Below are 14,763 nucleotides of genomic sequence, written 5' to 3'. Positions count from 1 at the left end.
CAGAACGCTCCGGGACTGTGGAAGTGGCCGGTCACAGGGGTGTGTTGGCGTGCTTGCGGGACGGCTGCTCGGAATTCTTGGTCCGCAGCATCCGGAAGGCGCGGATGAGCGTCGCCCGGGTTCTGGCGGGGTCGATCACGTCGTCGACGAGGCCGCGTTCGGCCGCGTAGTAGGGGTGCATCAGCTCGGCCTTGTAGTCCTTGACCATCGCGGCGCGCGTGGCCTGCGGATCGTCGGCCTCGGCGATCTGCCGCCGGAAGATGACGTTGGCGGCGCCTTCGGCGCCCATCACGGCGATCTCGTTGGTGGGCCAGGCGTAGGAGAGATCGCAGCCGATGGAGCGGGAGTCCATGACGATGTACGCGCCCCCGTAGGCCTTGCGCAGGATCACTTGGACCCGGGGGACCGTGGCCTCGCAGTAGGCGTACAGCAGTTTGGCGCCGTGCCGGATGACCCCGCCGTGCTCCTGGCCCACGCCGGGCAGGAAGCCGGGTACGTCGACCAGTGTCAGCAGCGAGATGTTGAAGGCGTCGCACATCCGGACGAAGCGGGCGGCCTTCTCGCTCGCGTGGATGTCCAGGACACCGGCCAGGGCGATCGGCTGGTTGGCGACGATGCCCACTACCTGCCCTCCGAGCCGGGCCAGCCCGCACTGGATGTTGGGCGCCCAGCGCTCGTGGACCTCCAGGAAATCCCCGTGGTCGACGAGTTCCTCGATCACGTGACGCATGTCGTACGGGAGCTTGCCCTCGGCCGGTACGAGCGTCAGCAGGGCTTCGCTGCGCCGGTCCGTCGGGTCGGACTCCGGGGCGGCGGGCGGCAGTTCGTTGTTGTTGGAAGGGAGCAACGAGATCAGGTAGCGGACCTCGGCCAGGCAGCTCGGCTCGTCGTCGTAGACGAAGTGGGCCACGCCGGACAGTTCCGCGTGGACGTCCGCGCCGCCGAGACCGTCCTGGCTGACCTCTTCGCCGGTGACCGCCCTGACCACGTCCGGGCCTGTGATGAACATCTGGGAGGTGCCCCGGACCATGAACACGAAGTCGGTCAGGGCGGGCGAGTAGGCGGCGCCGCCCGCGCACGGGCCGAGCATCACAGAGATCTGCGGGATGACGCCTGAGGCCCGTACGTTGCGCTGGAAGATCCCGCCGTATCCGGCCAGCGCCGAGACGCCTTCCTGGATACGGGCGCCCGCGCCGTCGTTCAGAGAGACCAGCGGGGCACCGGCCGCGATGGCCATGTCCATTATCTTGTGGATCTTGCTGGCGTGGGCCTCGCCGAGCGCCCCGCCGAAGATCCGGAAGTCGTGCGCGTAGACGAAGACGGTGCGGCCCTCGACCATGCCCCAGCCGGTGATCACCCCGTCCGTGTGCGGCCTGCGGTCCTCCATGCCGAAGCCGACCGACCGGTGCCGGCGCAGCTGCTCGACCTCGTTGAACGAGTCGGGGTCCAGGAGCAGATCGATCCGTTCCCGTGCGGTCAGCTTGCCCTTGGCGCGCTGGGCCGCGGTGGCCCGCTCGCTGGGCCCGCGGCGGGCCAGCTCCTTGGTGGCGTACAGCTCGGCCACCCGCCCGTGGGAGTCGAGGGTCGGGGCCTTCGGCGGGGCGGTCTTCTCTGGGGCGGACATCTTTTATCGCTCCCCTTCCGGAGCCGGTACGGCAATTGCGGTGACGACCAGATCGCCACTGACCCGCCAGCGGCCGGTCAGCTCCTCGGGGAGCCCCGGCCCGGTCCCGCCGGGGTCCGGGATCCGCGCACTGAAGGTGCCCGCCTCCGGGTCGATGCGGATCCCGGCCTCGTGGAAGCCCAGGAAGCGGCCGGTCACCGGGAACCAGGTCTTGTAGACGCTCTCCTTCGCGCTGAAGAGCAGCCGGTCCCAGCGCATGCCGGGCCGCTCCGCGAGGAGCCGCCGGACCCGGGCGTGCTCCTCGGGGCGGGCCACGAACTCCAGCACGTCTTCGGGCAGCGGCAGATGAGGTTCGGCGTCGATGCCGAGCGCGCTGATCCGCGTACGGCGGGCGACCACGGCGGCGGTGTAGCCGGGGCAGTGCGTGATGCTGCCGACCACCTGGTCCGGCCACTGCGGCGCGCCCCGGTCACCGGCCGGGATCGCGACGGCGGGGGTGCCCAGGCGGCGCAGCGCCCGATGGGCGCAGTACCGGCCGTTGGCGAACTCCTGGCGCCGGGCCGGGGCCGTGCTGCGCAGCGACGCCGCCTCGGCCGGGTGTGGGGTGAACCGCGGCTGGTCCTCGAAGGAGTCCCAGCCCGCGACCCGGCCGGGGACGAGTTCCTGGATCACACCCCCTCCCGGGGGCGGTCGGCAGAGGCACCGGGTCGCACAGCCGGGCGACAGCGCTGGCGGTGCGCGCCCAGACCCGCGACCTCGGCTTCGACCAGGTCGCCGGGGCGCAGGTAGGGCTGGTCGGGGCGGCCGAGCGCGACCCCGCCCGGGGTTCCGGTGAGGATCACGTCCCCGGGGTGCAGCACCATGAACTGGCTGAGGTACCAAACCAGATGGCTCACGTCGAAGACCATGTCGGCGGTGGAGGCTTTCTGCATGACCCGCCCGTTGACCGTGCAGCTCAACCGCAGGTCCTGCGGGTCGGGCACCTCGTCGGGTGTGACCAGGAAGGGGCCCAGCGGGCTGAAGGACTCGAAGGACTTGCCCTTGACCCACTGGCCGCCGCGCTCCAGCAGCCAGCGCCGCTCGGAAACGTCGTTGCCCGTGGCGAAGCCCGCGACATGGGCCGGGGCGGCCGCCCGGTCGGGCAGGTACTGGGCACGCCGTCCGATGACGACCGCCAGTTCGACCTCCCAGTCGGTCTTCTCGCCGCCCGGGGGCAGCAGCAGATCGTCGTGGGGACCGACCAGTGTCATCGGGGCCTTGCTGGAGACGATCGGCTCGTCCGGCAGCGTGAGACCGGCCTCAGCCGCGTGCGCACGGTAGTTGAGGCCGATCGACAGCAGGTGCCCGCCCGGCCGGACGGGCGGGCCGACCCGCTCGGCGGTCGGGTCGGCCACCGGCAGCGTGCCGGCTTCCCGGGCCAGCCGGGCGGCCAGCTCGCGCAGTACGTCCGGGTCCAGGCTCTCGCCCGTCCAGTCCGCGACCCAGGACGACAGGTCGCGGACGACTCCATCGGGGCCGACCGCGCACGGCCGTTCCCCGCTCTGCGGGCCGATCCGAAGCAGGCGCATGTCAGCGGGCCGACGCGGTCTCGTCGAGGTACTTCTCGAAGAAGCCGGTCTCCGCGTCCGTGAGCCGACGAGGGCGGCCCGCCCGGTAGTCGAACGGGGCCATCGTGGTCGAGGCGGTGGCGTAGACGAGGTCGCCGTCCCGGACCTCGTAGTCGACGGTCACCGTCGCCGACTGGAGGTCCGAGACCCACATTTCGATGTCGACCGGCTCATGGCGGTGGACGAGCTGGCGCCGGTAGCGGATCTGGTGGGAGACGACCACCGAGCCGTCCCGGAAGAACGCGTCGCCCTCGGTCGGGGCCATCCGGAAGATGAAGTCGACCCGGGCCTCCTCCAGGTAGCGCACGAAGGAGACGTTGTTGACGATCCCGTAGATGTCCATGTCCGACCAGCGGATCGGGCAGGGATAGGTGTGCCGTGGCATGGTAGTCAGCTTTCGGTGGTGATCTGGGCACCTGCGGGACCGAACGCTCCGGTCCGCCGCTGGAAGGCGGCCACGTAGTCGTCCGCGGCGATCGGGGCGCGCAGCAGCTCCGGCGACAGGTTGAAACCGCTGATCAGGATTTCGGCGTGCGGCTGGATCAGGACGCACAGGGCGTCCAGGGCCTGCGGCAGCTCCTCGACCTGGTCGGCCGTGAACACCCCGCGGGCCAGGTACCAGCCCGCGTCCCGCTGCACCTCGGTGAGCGCGTACAGCGAGGCGAGCAGGCCGAGCGCGGTCCGCGCCGGCTCGGTCTCGGCCTCCTCGGCCGCTTCGGTGAAGCACTCCAGGGCTGTACGCACGCCCCGCACCCGGGCCATGGCCAGCCCGGTGTTCATCGTGTCGTTCCAGGCATCGAGGTAGGTCCGCTCACGGGTCTCGTCCGCCATGGAGGCGCGGGCGGCCCGGAGCAGCTCCTGCTCCCGGTGGCGCAGGGCCGCCAGCAGGAACGCGGTGTCGCGCAGGTCGCGGCCGGTGGGGTCGGGGGCCTCGGACGGTGCCTCTCCCTCGGCCTGGCCCTGGGCGATGATCTGGCCGGCCGTAGTGGCGAGCAGCACCTGGTTGTCGCCCTCCGCGGTCACCAGGCCCTGGAGCAGCGAGCCGTAGTCCGCGATCCGGTTGACGCTGAAGATGCCTTGGGCCCCGCAGCGCTCCCGGCAGGTCGCGATGACCTCGGTCATCTCCCAGGTGGAGAGAGCCTTGGTGATCGAGATCAGGTGGTTCAGTTCGGCCGGTACGGCGTCCGGGGCCGCCACGAACTCCCGCTTGGCGTGGTTGAGCAGCAGGGTCATCGCGTAGACCTTGGACAGTGCGGTGAACAGGGCCAGCTGGTGGCTGCGGTATTCGATGACCGGAAGGTCGTTGCGGCCGGGGGCGTTCGTGAGCCGCTGCGCCGCGAAGCGCAGCGCGATGTACACACTGGCCCGGCCCGCGCCGACCGCCGAGCTGGAGACACACAGGCGCCCGGGCAGGATCCGGCTCATGGCGCGCAGGAACCGCTTGCGCTGGTTGCCGGAGGAGGGGCGGAAGGTGCCGTTCTCGTCGAAGCCGCCCATGTCTCCGTGAAGCAGGTTGCGGCGCGGGACGCGGACGTGGTCGAACCAGGTGACGCCGTTGTCCAGGCCCTGCACCGGCTTCTCCGGGCAAGGGGCCGCGTGGACTCCCTCATGCAGTCGGGTGCCGTCGCTGATCGGGACGAGGAAAGGGTAGACACCGTGGTCCTTGCCGTCCGCCTTCAGCCGCGCCATGACGACGGCGAGCTTCGGGACGTCCTGGAACCCGCTGTAGGACATGTGCTTCTGGGCCAGTGCGTCCGGGGTGTTCAGGACGAAGGTCTCGGAAGCGGCGTCGTAGACGGCCTCGGTGCGCATAGCGGCCACGTTGTTGCCGTAGCCCAGCTCGGTGGCCATGTACGGGCTGAACGAGTCCAACCGGTCCAACTCGTCGACGAGGTCCTTGAGTTCGGGCCGGTCACCGTGCTCGACGACCGTGCCGAAGCTGAGGTTGTAGTGGACCATCAGCAGCGAGAACGTGGACACGTCGACCAGCGACGGCCACTCGGCCAGGGCGAACAGCCGCCACGGGTCCCGCAGGATCTCCACGGGGCGCTCCAGTCCGGCGTGCACCACCCGGGACCGTTCGTAGGCGAGCTTCCCGGCCTCGTTCATCGTGAGGCCCTCACGGGGATCGAAGATCGGGTCCAGCAACAGCTCGCCGATGTCCTTGTGCGCCTGCTCGTACCTGCCGTCGAAGAGCAGCCTGGCCAGGTCGGCGGTGGCGACCGGGTTCATCTGAGGGGTCCTTTCACGGTTCTGGTGGTGCGGTTCAGGAGGAGATCAGCAGGGCGGCGTTCTGGCCTCCGAACCCGAAGGAGTTGCTCAGGGCGATGTGCACCGGGCCGAGCCGTGGCGCGCCGTGCACGACGTCGACGTCCACCCGCGGGTCGACCTCGGTGAGCGAAGCCGTCGGAGGGATCACGCCGTGGTGCACCGCGAGCGCCGCGTACGCCGCTTCGATGGAACCGGCCGCGCCGAGCGGGTGCCCGGTGACCCCCTTGGTGGAGCTGACCTTGGCATCCGAGCCGATCACCCGGCGGATCACCCCGGCCTCGATCACGTCGTTGAGGGGGGTGGAGGTGCCGTGGGCGTTGACGTAGCCCACGTCGCGGCCGGTCAGGCCCGCGTCGGCGAGCGCCGCCCGGACCGCCAGCTCTGCGCCCTTGCCCTCCGGATGCGGGGAGGTCACGTGGTGGGCGTCGGCTGAAGCGCCGTACCCGATCACGCGGGCCAGGGTCTGGGCGCCGCGGGCCCGGGCGTGCTCATCGGACTCCAGGACCACGATCCCCGCGCCCTCGCCGAGTACGAACCCGTCGCGGGTCGCGTCGAAGGGGCGGGAGGCCGTCGCCGGGTCGTCCAGACGCCGGGAGAGTGCCCGCATCCGGGCGAAGGAGGACACGTACAGCGGGGTGATCGGCGCCTCGGCGCCGCCCGCGATCACGATGTCGGCCAGTCCGGACCGGATCAGCTCCCGGCCGAGGCCGATCGCGCTGGCCCCGGCGGCGCACGCGGTGCACGGCGCCAGGCAGGGGCCGTTGGCCCCGATGTCGATGGCCACCTGCCCGGCCGCCATGTTCAGCAGCCCCATCGGCAGGGTCATCGGGGAGACCTCACCGGGTCCTTCCTCGATCAGGATCCGGTGCTGCTCCTCCAGCGTCGCGGTGCCACCGGCACCCGAACCGATGATGACGGCCACTCGTGCGCTGTCCGCCCACTCCCCGGCCACGAGACCTGCCTGGGCGAGGGCCTCGCGCGTCGCGGCGATGGCGAACTGGGAGTAGCGGTCCCACTGCCAGGCGCCGCGCAGCCCGAGCTGCTGGGGCGAGAAGTCGGGCACCCGGCAGGCCATGGTCACCGGCAGGCCGGCCAGGTCGTCGTGGTGGGCGGCGGTCGACCGTCCGTCGACCACGCGTTCCCAGTTCTCCTTGACCCCGATGCCCGCGGGGGTGATCAGTCCGATGCCGGTGATGGAAGCCGCGAAGCCGCTCATCAGACGGCGGCGGCCTTCTGCTCGATGAGGGCGATGATGTCCGAGACGGCGGCGATCTCGGTCAGCTCGTCGTCGGTGATGACGACGCCGAGGCGCTTCTTCAGCGCGGTCGCCAGCTCGATCTGGGACAGTGAGTCGAGACCGAGGTCGTCGAAGGTCGCTTCCGGGACAACGCTTTCGGCGTCGAGACCGAAGCGGGAGACGAAGACCTCGACGACGGATTCCTGAACGGTGCTCATGGTGTGTCTCCTGGTTCGAATGAGTTGTTGATGATGTGTCAGATCACGTGCTCGGCACGGATGTCGGGCCAGACCAGGGCCGTCGAGCCCCACGAGAGACCGGCTCCGAACGCCGACAGCAGCACCCGGTCGCCGGGCTTGAGGTCGCCACTGGCGGCGATGTCGTTCAGCAGCAGGGGGACCGAGGCCGACAGAGTGTTCCCGACCCGGTCGATGTTGACCGCGACGCGTTCCATGGGGACTTCGAGTTCCTCCGCCACCGCCCGCACGATCCGGACGTTGGCCTGGTGGCCGACGAACCAGTCGACGTCCGCCACGGACCAGGCGGTGCGTTTGAGCACCGCCTGCGCCGACTGCGTCATGCGCTCGACTGCCTGCGTGTAAAGGGGGCGGCCCTCCATCCGCAGGTACCAGTCCTTGGTGGGCACCGAGTCGTGGCCGAGGCCCGCGTCCGCAGACCGCTGGCGCGAACCGCCGGCCGGGATGGCCAGCAGATCGGCGAGCGAGCCGTCACTGCCGAGGTCGAAGGGGCCCAGCGCGCCGGGCTCGTAGTCCTCGCCGCGGCGCAGTACCACCGCGCCCGCTCCGTCGCCGAAGATCGGCGCCGTCCCGCGGTCCCGCTGGTTGACCAGCGTGGTGAAAGCCTCCGAGCCGATGAACAGCACGCTGTCGGCGGTCCCCGAGGCGATCAGCCCGGCGGAGGTGGCGAGTCCGTAGAGGAACCCGCTGCACGCCGAGGTGAGGTCGAAGGCCGCCACCGGGCCCATGCCGAGCCGGGACGCGACCTCCGGCGCCACCGCCGGGCAGAGCCGGTCGGGGGAGGTGGTCGCCACGACCACCGTGTCCACCCCGCTCACTCCGGCGGACCGCAGCGCCCGGGCACCGGCCTCCACGGCCAGGGTGCCGGTCGACAGGCCGTCCGAGACGACCCTGCGTTCACTGATTCCGGTCCGCGTCCTGATCCACTCGTCGTTCGTGTCGAGTGTGGCGGAAAGGTCGTCGTTCGTAACCACCCTGGGAGGGAGAAAACCCCCGATACCCGAAAGCACCACCGCCATGTGAATTTCCCCCCTGATGACCGCCATCCACTGTCTGACCTGGCGTCCAACTACCCTCGCGCAATCTTCCGAGGCGCGGCAATTGGCCTTTCGTACACGTACGGATCTGGCTGTACCAAAGGCCAATTGACCCTTATCGGGGCCAGTGAAAGCGTCGCGAAAATGGGCACCACGACTCCTTCGGCCACCACGACTTCTTCCGAGCTGGTACGGCTCCTCCCCGCAGGGCGGGTGATCGTCGACCGGGACACCCGGGCCTCCTTCGCGCACGACGAGGCAGCGGGCGCCCCCTTCGGCATGCCCGTCGCCGTCGTACGCCCCCACGACACCGCCGAGGTCGCCGCAGTGGTCGCGTACTGCGCCGAGCGGGGTGTCCCGCTGGTCGCGCGCGGCGCGGGCACCGGGCTGTCCGGCGGAGCCAACGCCATCGAGGGCTGCGTGGTCGTCTCGTTCACCGCGATGGACGCGATCGTGCGCATCGACCCCGACGAGCGGCTTGCCGTCGTGCAGCCCGGGGTGGTCAACGACCATCTGCGCGCGGCCTGCGCCGAGAAGGGCCTCTGGTACCCGCCCGACCCGGCCAGCGCCCCGTGGTCCACGATCGGGGGGAACGTGGCCACCAACGCAGGCGGGCTGTGCTGCGTGAAGTACGGGGTGACCCGGGACTATGTCCTCGGGCTGGAGGCCGTCACCGGGCGTGGCGAGACCGTCCGACTGGGGCGGCAGACCGCCAAGGGCACCGCGGGCTACGAGCTGGCCGGGCTGATGGTGGGCTCGGAGGGCACGCTGGGCCTGGTCACCGAGGTCACCCTGCGGCTGCGGGGCGCCCGGGCGCAGGAGCGGACCGTGGTCGGCTACTTCGACGACCTGCCCAGCGCGGGACGCGCGGTCGCCCGCGTGGTGGCTTCCGGAGTGGTGCCGAGCGCCCTCGAACTCGTCGACGGCTACTGCCTGCGCGCCGTGGACGACTGGACGAACATGGGCCTCACCGAGGTCGGGAACGTGTTGCTGCTGGCCCGCTGTGACGCTCCCGGAGCCGCCGGAGACCAAGAGGCCGACACCGTCTTGAGCTGCTTCGAGAGCGCGGGCGCGACCTGGAGCGCCCGCTCGACCGATGCCGCCGAGGCGGATGCCCTTTTCGCCGCGCGCCGACTGGTCTATCCGGCGCTGGAGCGGCTGGGCCTGGTGCTCAGCGAGGACATCTGTGTGCCGCGCATGCTCGTACCGGAGATGCTTGCCCACCTGGAGCGGATCGCCCTGGCGCACGACGTGCACATCGCGAGCCTGGCCCACGCGGGGGATGGCAACCTGCACCCGATGATGGTCGTTTCCCGGGGGGACGCGGCAGCCTTGGCCCGGGGGCGCGGGGTGTTCGAGGAGATCGTCGACCAGGCGATCGTGCTGGGCGGCACCGTCACCGGAGAGCACGGGGTGGGGCTACTCAAGATGCGAGGTCTGGCCCAGGAGCTGAGCCCCGCCGTGCTCGACCTGCACCGCGGGATCAAGAAGGTGTTCGACCCGGCCGGGATCTTCAACCCGGGGAAGGTCTTCACCTCCTACTGACCTTTTCGGATTGGCTTCGGGTGGTCCGAGGTGAGGGCCGGTCCGGTCTCGGTGAGGCCGCCGTTGTCAATCCCCTCCATGTGTGAAGATCTTCTAAGCGGCCGGCTCCAGGGTGGAGCTGGCCCGGTGGTCGTGTTCGTAGTCGATCGGGCTGCGGTGCCCGCACACGCTGTGCAGCCGACGGGTGTTGTAGAAACCGGTGATCCACGTGGCGATCTTCAGCCGGGCCTCTGTGCGGGTGGCGAGGTGTGCCGGTGAACGTATTCGACCTTGAGGACGCTGTTGAACGCCTCGCTGACGGCATTGTCGAAAGACGAGCCGACGCGTCCCATGGACTGGGTCACGCCGAGGCGGCGGCAGGCCCGCTTGAACCGGCGGGAGACGTACTCGCTGCCCCTGTCGCTGTGAAAGATCACGCTCTTGACGTCGCCGCCGCGGGTGGCAGCGGCCATGTGCAGCGAGGCCACGACGAGTTCGGCATCGTGGCGCTCGCCCATCGCGTAGCCGAGCAGGCGGCGCGAGAACAGATCAATCACCGTGGCCAGGTACAGCTTGCCCTCGCTCGTGACGATCTCGGTCATATCTCCAGCCCATACCTGGTCCGGAGCGTCGGCGCTGAAGTCTCGGCGCACGAAGTCCGGGGCCGCGGCCCGCCTGCCCGGGCGAGTGAGCCCGCGGCGTCGCCGGATCTTCCGCCCGGCCAGGCCGAGCTCGGCCATGGTCTTGGCGACGGTATTCACCGAGACGCGCCATCCTCCCTGGCGAGCGTGATCCACACCTTCGGGGAGCCGTAGGTGCCGCCCGAGGCGTCGAAGACCCGCCTGATGGCTTCGGCCAGCTGTCCGCGCCGCACCTCGCGGGTGGTGACGGGCTTGTCCTTCCACTTGTGGAACCACGACCCGCTCACGCCCAGCACGCGGCAGACACAGTATGCGGAATGTTCCGCTCGGCCTTGCAGTCGCTGATCACCCCGGCCAGCTGGGCCGGGTCCGTCACAGCTACTTCACCCACAAAGCAATGCAGCGTTTGAAGACATCACGTTCCATCTCCAGCTCGCGGATACGCTTGTTCTTCTCGCTCATCTCCCGGCGCAGCCGCTCCGGCTCAGCACGTTCGCCCTCTCGTAGCCGGCCGCCCGATTCAGCGGGCGCGGGCCGGTCCGACGAGGCCGAACCGTTCCTCCTCCAGCGTGAGACCCAGCTGTGCAGCGTCCCCGGATGCACACCGAGGTCCTCAGCGACCTCCGGGATCGGCTTGCCCGTCTCGATCACGATGCGTACAGCACCCTCACGGAACTCAGCGTCGTACTTCTGTTGCTCGGGCCCCATGACCCTCAACTTCCCCTGGTATCACGGACTCCACGTTACGAGGGGACCCTCACCCGCCCGGCGAGTTCGGTGTCCGTCCGCCGCCAGCGTCGGGCGGGCTCGACCGCTGGGATGGGCGCATGACATCTCAGGGAACCATGAACGGCAAGGTGGCACTCGTGACCGGTGGCAGCCGGGGCATCGGGGCCGCGACGGCGCTGCGCCTGGCCCAGGAGGGTGCGGACGTGGCCGTCACCTATGTGCGGGGCAAGGAAGCCGCGGAGGACGTCGTACGGGGCGTCGAGGCGCTCGGACGCAGGGGACTCGCCCTGTGCGCGGACTCCTCGGACGCGGCGGAGGCCGGCGGGGTGGTGGACCGGGTCGTCGCGGAGTTCGGACGGCTCGACGTACTCGTCAACAACGCGGGGGTCGGGGTCCTGGGTCCGCTGGAGTCCCTGTCCCTGGCTGACGTGGACCGGGTGCTCGACGTGAATGTCCGGGGGGTCTTCCTTGCCTCCCGGTCCGCCGCACCGCACCTCGGGGCCGGCGGGCGGATCGTCACGATCGGCAGCTGCATGACACAGCGCGTGCCCGGTCCCGGAGGGACGCTCTACGCGATGAGCAAGTCCGCGCTGATCGGCCTGACCAAGGCGCTGGCGCGGGAACTGGGCGCCCGCGGGATCACCGCCAACATCGTCCATCCCGGTCCCATCGACACGGACATGAATCCGGCGGACGGCCCCTACGCCGGGGGCCAGAGCGCGATGACCGCCGTGGGCCGCTTCGGCGCCGCCGACGAGGTCGCGTCGATCGTCGCGTATCTGGCGGGGAACGAGGCGGGATACGTGACGGGGGCCGAGTTCGCGGTGGACGGAGGGCACGCGGCGTGACAACCCGCAGGGGCCGCCGCTACAGGGCGGCCCCTGCGCGGGCTTCACCAGGAACGAACCCGCCGAACCGGGCACAGAACCGGACGGCTCCGACCGGGCACGGAACCTGACAGCCCGGCCGGAGGCTCAGCCGCCCAGTTCCTGGTGCCGTGCCGTCAGCCCTGACGCCCCGTCCTCCGTCAGAGAGCCGAAGAGGCGCAGCCGCGAGATGCCGCCGTCCGGGAAGATGTCCACGCGCGCGTGCGTGGCGACGGCGGCTGCCGGGAGGGTGAAGCGGTGGTTGGTGTCGGGCTGGAGACGGGTGCGGGGCAGGATCTCCGTCCACTCCCCCGTGTCGCCTTCGTCGCCGTTCCGCACCGACACCGAGGCCCATCCGGCGCTGTTGCCCTTCAGGTACGCCGTGTCGATCTCGACGGCGCGGATCTCGGACCGGGCGACGAGCCGGTAGCGGATCCAGTCGTTGCCGTCGTCGCGTCGCCGGCGGGTCTCCCAGCCGTCGTCCATCTTGCGCGAGCGGCCGGGCTGGATGGTGTTGGTGGCCGGTGAGTAGAAGAGGTCGGAGGCGTCCTCGACCTGTCCGCCGTTCTCCAGGGCGACCACGTCGAACGTGCCGAGGGCGGACAGCCAGCGCGGGTCGGGCACGACCTCGCCGTACACCCGCAGTCGCGCGATGCCCCCGTCGGGGTGCTGGTTGACGCGCAGGTGCGTGAAGCGCTGCTCCACGGAGACGGCGAACCCGTTGGCCGCGTGACCGCCGATCGCGGTGCGCGGAACCAGGGTCGTCCACTTCACCTCGTCCGCGAGAAGTTCCCCGGGCGAGGGTGAACCGGGCACCGAGGCGCCCTCGACCGAGACCGCCTGCGGATAGTTGCCGCGGAAGTGGGCCGTGTCGACGACGATCCCGCGGATCACCCCGGGGGCGCCGAGGCGCACCAGGGCCCAGTCGTGGTCCTCGGAGGTCGGCCACGGATGCTCGGCCGAGACACCGCGGCGCCGCCGGGTCTCCCAGCCGTCCATGATCTTGCCCTTGTGACCGAAGTGCTCGGGGTCGAACTCGGCGGCTCCGGCCACGAGGAGGTTCTCGCGCTGGGCGAAGAACTCGTCGTTGGCGGCGACGACCCCCGCGCCGAGCCGCCGGTCCGCCAGGTTGGCGTACCGGGTGAAGGGGAAGTCGGCGGTGCGGTAGTCCGCGTACGGGTCGCCGCCTCGGTAGGGGTTCGCGTCTCCGGTGAAGATGGCCGGAACGGTCGGGCGCTGCGCCGTCACGATGATCGATCTGCCTTTCGGGGGTCGGGCGTTGCGATTACGGGTGGCGGACGAGGAGTTGTCCGGCGGGCTCGGTGAACCTGCCCTCGACGACGACGCGTTCGCCGCGCAGCCACGTCGACTTCACGACACCGCTGAGGGTCCTGCCCGCGTAGGCCGTCACCCGGTTGCGGTGCTGGAGCGCGGCGGGGTCGACGGTGAAGGTCTCGTCGGGGGCGAACACCGCGAAGTCGGCGTCGTGACCGGTCGCGATGGCGCCCTTGCGGTCGCCCAGGCCGACCAGTCGTGCCGTGCGGGAGGACATCCAGCGGACCACGTCCTCCAGGTCGTGGCCCCGTCTGCGGGCCTCGGTCCACACGGCGGACAGGCTCAACTGGAGGCCGGAGATGCCGCCCCACGCGGTCGCGAAGTCGTCCGTCTTGAGATCGGCGGTCGACGGCGAGTGGTCGGTGACCACGCAGTCGATGGTTCCGTCGGCGAGCGCCTGCCACAGCAGGTCCTGGTTCGCGGCCTCGCGGATGGGCGGGCAGCACTTGAACTCGCTGGCGCCGTCCGGGACTTCCTCTGCGGTCAGGGTGAGGTAGTGCGGGCAGGTCTCCACGGTGATCCGGACGCCGTCCGCCTTGGCGGCGGCGATCAGCGGGAGCGCGTCGCTCGACGACAGGTGCAGCACATGCACCCGCGCGTCGAGGCGCGCGGCCTGCGCGATGAGGCTCTTGACCGCGCTGTCCTCGGCGTCCCGGGGGCGCGAGGCGAGGAAGTCGGCGTAGCTGCGGCCGCCCTTCTGCGGGGCGGCGGCCAGGTGGAGCGGGTCCTCGGCGTGCACGATCAGCAGGCCGCCGAAGCCGGCGATCTCGGCGAGGGACCGGGTGAGTTGGTCCTGGTCCAGTTCGGGGAACTCCTCGACCCCGGACGGCGACAGGAACGCCTTGAACCCGAAGACACCGGCATCGTGCAGCGGCCGCAGGTCCTCGACGTTGCCGGGCAGCGCGCCGCCCCAGAAGCCGACGTCGATGTGCGCCTTGGAGCGGGCGACCTCTTGCTTCGTGCGTAGGTGGCCAACCGTGGTGGTCGGCGGGAGGGAGTTGAGCGGCATGTCGATCAGGGTGGTGATGCCGCCGGCGGCCGCGGCGCGCGTCGCGGTCCAGAAACCCTCCCACTCGGTGCGGCCGGGGTCGTTCACATGGACGTGGGTGTCGACGAGTCCGGGCATCACGACGTCGTCGCCGACGTCCTCCGACCGGGCGCCGGGCGGCACCTCGGCGTCGTACGGCAGCACGGCCGTGATCTTTCCCCCGGCGACCGCGACCGAAGCGGCGCGCGTCCCCTCGGGGGTGATGACGCGCCTCGAGCGCAGCACCAGTTCGGCATCGGACACCCGGACCCCTTTCTCCGCCGCCGTTGACTCCCGTTACCGCCGGGTTGCTTCCGCGTAACGGAATTCAACTTTCTGTTGAAGAAGTCTTCACTCCGGCCCCCGCTCCGTCAAGGGCCCACCTCTCCAGCCTCCCCCGAGCCGACCGCGCACCCGCCCCCCCCAATACATCCGATACACCCAATGCATCCGATACACCCGACCGCACAATCTTCCGCATTGCGGAGTCATATTTCCGACAGACAGAATGTAGTCTCACCTTACCCGGCAGGGGATGCGCTGCCGGGTAGGCTGCGTCTCTGCCCGCCCGCCGCCGCCCCCTTCGAGACTCTTCGGGTCACCCCGCT

General features: G+C 70.5%; 15 protein-coding genes. 2 read left to right on the top strand and 13 right to left on the bottom strand.

Annotated features, from left to right (window positions below; all coding sequences use genetic code 11):
* Positions 1–31: 31 nt before the first annotated feature.
* The 8 genes from OG410_RS32630 to OG410_RS32595 are packed head-to-tail and all read right to left on the bottom strand — an operon-like array spanning position 32 to position 8,015.
* The gene (locus OG410_RS32630) at positions 32–1,624 is read right to left on the bottom strand and encodes an acyl-CoA carboxylase subunit beta (RefSeq protein ID WP_329302388.1); all 1,593 of its coding nucleotides are present in this window, start codon (positions 1,622–1,624) and stop codon (positions 32–34) included.
* A 3-nt stretch (positions 1,625–1,627) separates the two neighbouring features.
* On the bottom strand, positions 1,628–2,296 hold the full coding sequence (locus OG410_RS32625) for a 4'-phosphopantetheinyl transferase family protein (protein WP_329302387.1): 669 nt from the start codon (positions 2,294–2,296) through the stop codon (positions 1,628–1,630).
* Positions 2,293–3,192, bottom strand: coding sequence for a fumarylacetoacetate hydrolase family protein (locus tag OG410_RS32620; protein WP_329302386.1), 900 nt, complete (start codon positions 3,190–3,192; stop codon positions 2,293–2,295). The genes OG410_RS32625 and OG410_RS32620 overlap by 4 nt, the downstream gene beginning before the upstream one ends.
* A 1-nt stretch (position 3,193) precedes the next feature.
* The gene (locus OG410_RS32615; RefSeq protein ID WP_328672336.1) at positions 3,194–3,616 is read right to left on the bottom strand and encodes an acyl-CoA thioesterase; all 423 of its coding nucleotides are present in this window, start codon (positions 3,614–3,616) and stop codon (positions 3,194–3,196) included.
* A gap of 5 nt (positions 3,617–3,621) precedes the next feature.
* The gene (locus OG410_RS32610) at positions 3,622–5,463 is read right to left on the bottom strand and encodes an acyl-CoA dehydrogenase family protein (RefSeq protein ID WP_328672335.1); all 1,842 of its coding nucleotides are present in this window, start codon (positions 5,461–5,463) and stop codon (positions 3,622–3,624) included.
* 34 nt (positions 5,464–5,497) lie between these two features.
* Complete coding sequence (locus OG410_RS32605; protein WP_329302385.1) at positions 5,498–6,718, bottom strand: beta-ketoacyl-[acyl-carrier-protein] synthase family protein; 1,221 nt, start codon at positions 6,716–6,718, stop codon at positions 5,498–5,500.
* Entirely contained in the window at positions 6,718–6,957 is a 240-nt protein-coding gene (locus OG410_RS32600; protein ID WP_328672333.1) for an acyl carrier protein, read from the bottom strand. Before OG410_RS32600 ends, OG410_RS32605 begins: the two co-directional genes overlap by 1 nt.
* A 38-nt stretch (positions 6,958–6,995) precedes the next feature.
* Positions 6,996–8,015, bottom strand: a complete 1,020-nt coding sequence (locus OG410_RS32595; RefSeq protein ID WP_443063823.1) for a beta-ketoacyl-ACP synthase III — start codon at positions 8,013–8,015, stop codon at positions 6,996–6,998.
* A 162-nt stretch (positions 8,016–8,177) separates the two neighbouring features.
* Between OG410_RS32595 and OG410_RS32590 the strand changes: the two genes are divergently transcribed.
* Positions 8,178–9,578 carry an FAD-binding oxidoreductase gene (locus tag OG410_RS32590; RefSeq protein WP_329302383.1) on the top strand — a complete coding sequence of 467 codons (1,401 nt, stop codon included), beginning with the start codon at positions 8,178–8,180 and terminating at the stop codon, positions 9,576–9,578.
* A 218-nt stretch (positions 9,579–9,796) separates the two neighbouring features.
* Here the strand turns inward: OG410_RS32590 and OG410_RS32585 are convergent, their stop codons facing one another.
* From OG410_RS32585 to OG410_RS32575, 3 genes are all read right to left on the bottom strand, one after another.
* Entirely contained in the window at positions 9,797–10,354 is a 558-nt protein-coding gene (locus OG410_RS32585; protein WP_329302382.1) for an IS3 family transposase, read from the bottom strand.
* Entirely contained in the window at positions 10,315–10,494 is a 180-nt protein-coding gene (locus OG410_RS32580) for an IS3 family transposase (RefSeq protein ID WP_329302381.1), read from the bottom strand. The genes OG410_RS32585 and OG410_RS32580 overlap by 40 nt, the downstream gene beginning before the upstream one ends.
* Positions 10,495–10,576: 82 nt before the next feature.
* Complete coding sequence (locus OG410_RS32575) at positions 10,577–10,906, bottom strand: transposase (RefSeq protein ID WP_329302380.1); 330 nt, start codon at positions 10,904–10,906, stop codon at positions 10,577–10,579.
* A 119-nt stretch (positions 10,907–11,025) separates the two neighbouring features.
* Between OG410_RS32575 and OG410_RS32570 the strand changes: the two genes are divergently transcribed.
* Entirely contained in the window at positions 11,026–11,775 is a 750-nt protein-coding gene (locus tag OG410_RS32570; protein ID WP_329302379.1) for a 3-oxoacyl-ACP reductase family protein, read from the top strand.
* Positions 11,776–11,901: 126 nt separating this feature from the next.
* On the opposite strand, the gene alc is transcribed toward OG410_RS32570, so the two are convergent.
* Together alc and allB are read right to left on the bottom strand one after the other, a co-directional pair.
* On the bottom strand, positions 11,902–13,041 hold the full coding sequence (gene alc, locus OG410_RS32565) for an allantoicase (RefSeq protein WP_329302378.1): 1,140 nt from the start codon (positions 13,039–13,041) through the stop codon (positions 11,902–11,904).
* Positions 13,042–13,078: 37 nt separating this feature from the next.
* Positions 13,079–14,419: an allantoinase AllB gene (allB, locus tag OG410_RS32560; RefSeq protein ID WP_329302377.1), complete on the bottom strand. Its 1,341-nt coding sequence runs from the start codon at positions 14,417–14,419 to the stop codon at positions 13,079–13,081.
* Positions 14,420–14,763 lie beyond the last annotated feature (344 nt).

Origin of the sequence: Streptomyces sp. NBC_00659, assembly GCF_036226925.1 — a bacterium.
Classification (GTDB): Bacteria; Actinomycetota; Actinomycetes; order Streptomycetales; family Streptomycetaceae; genus Streptomyces.
Note: the sequence above shows the minus strand (reverse complement) of the source record. Positions and strands in the feature narration are given on the sequence as shown.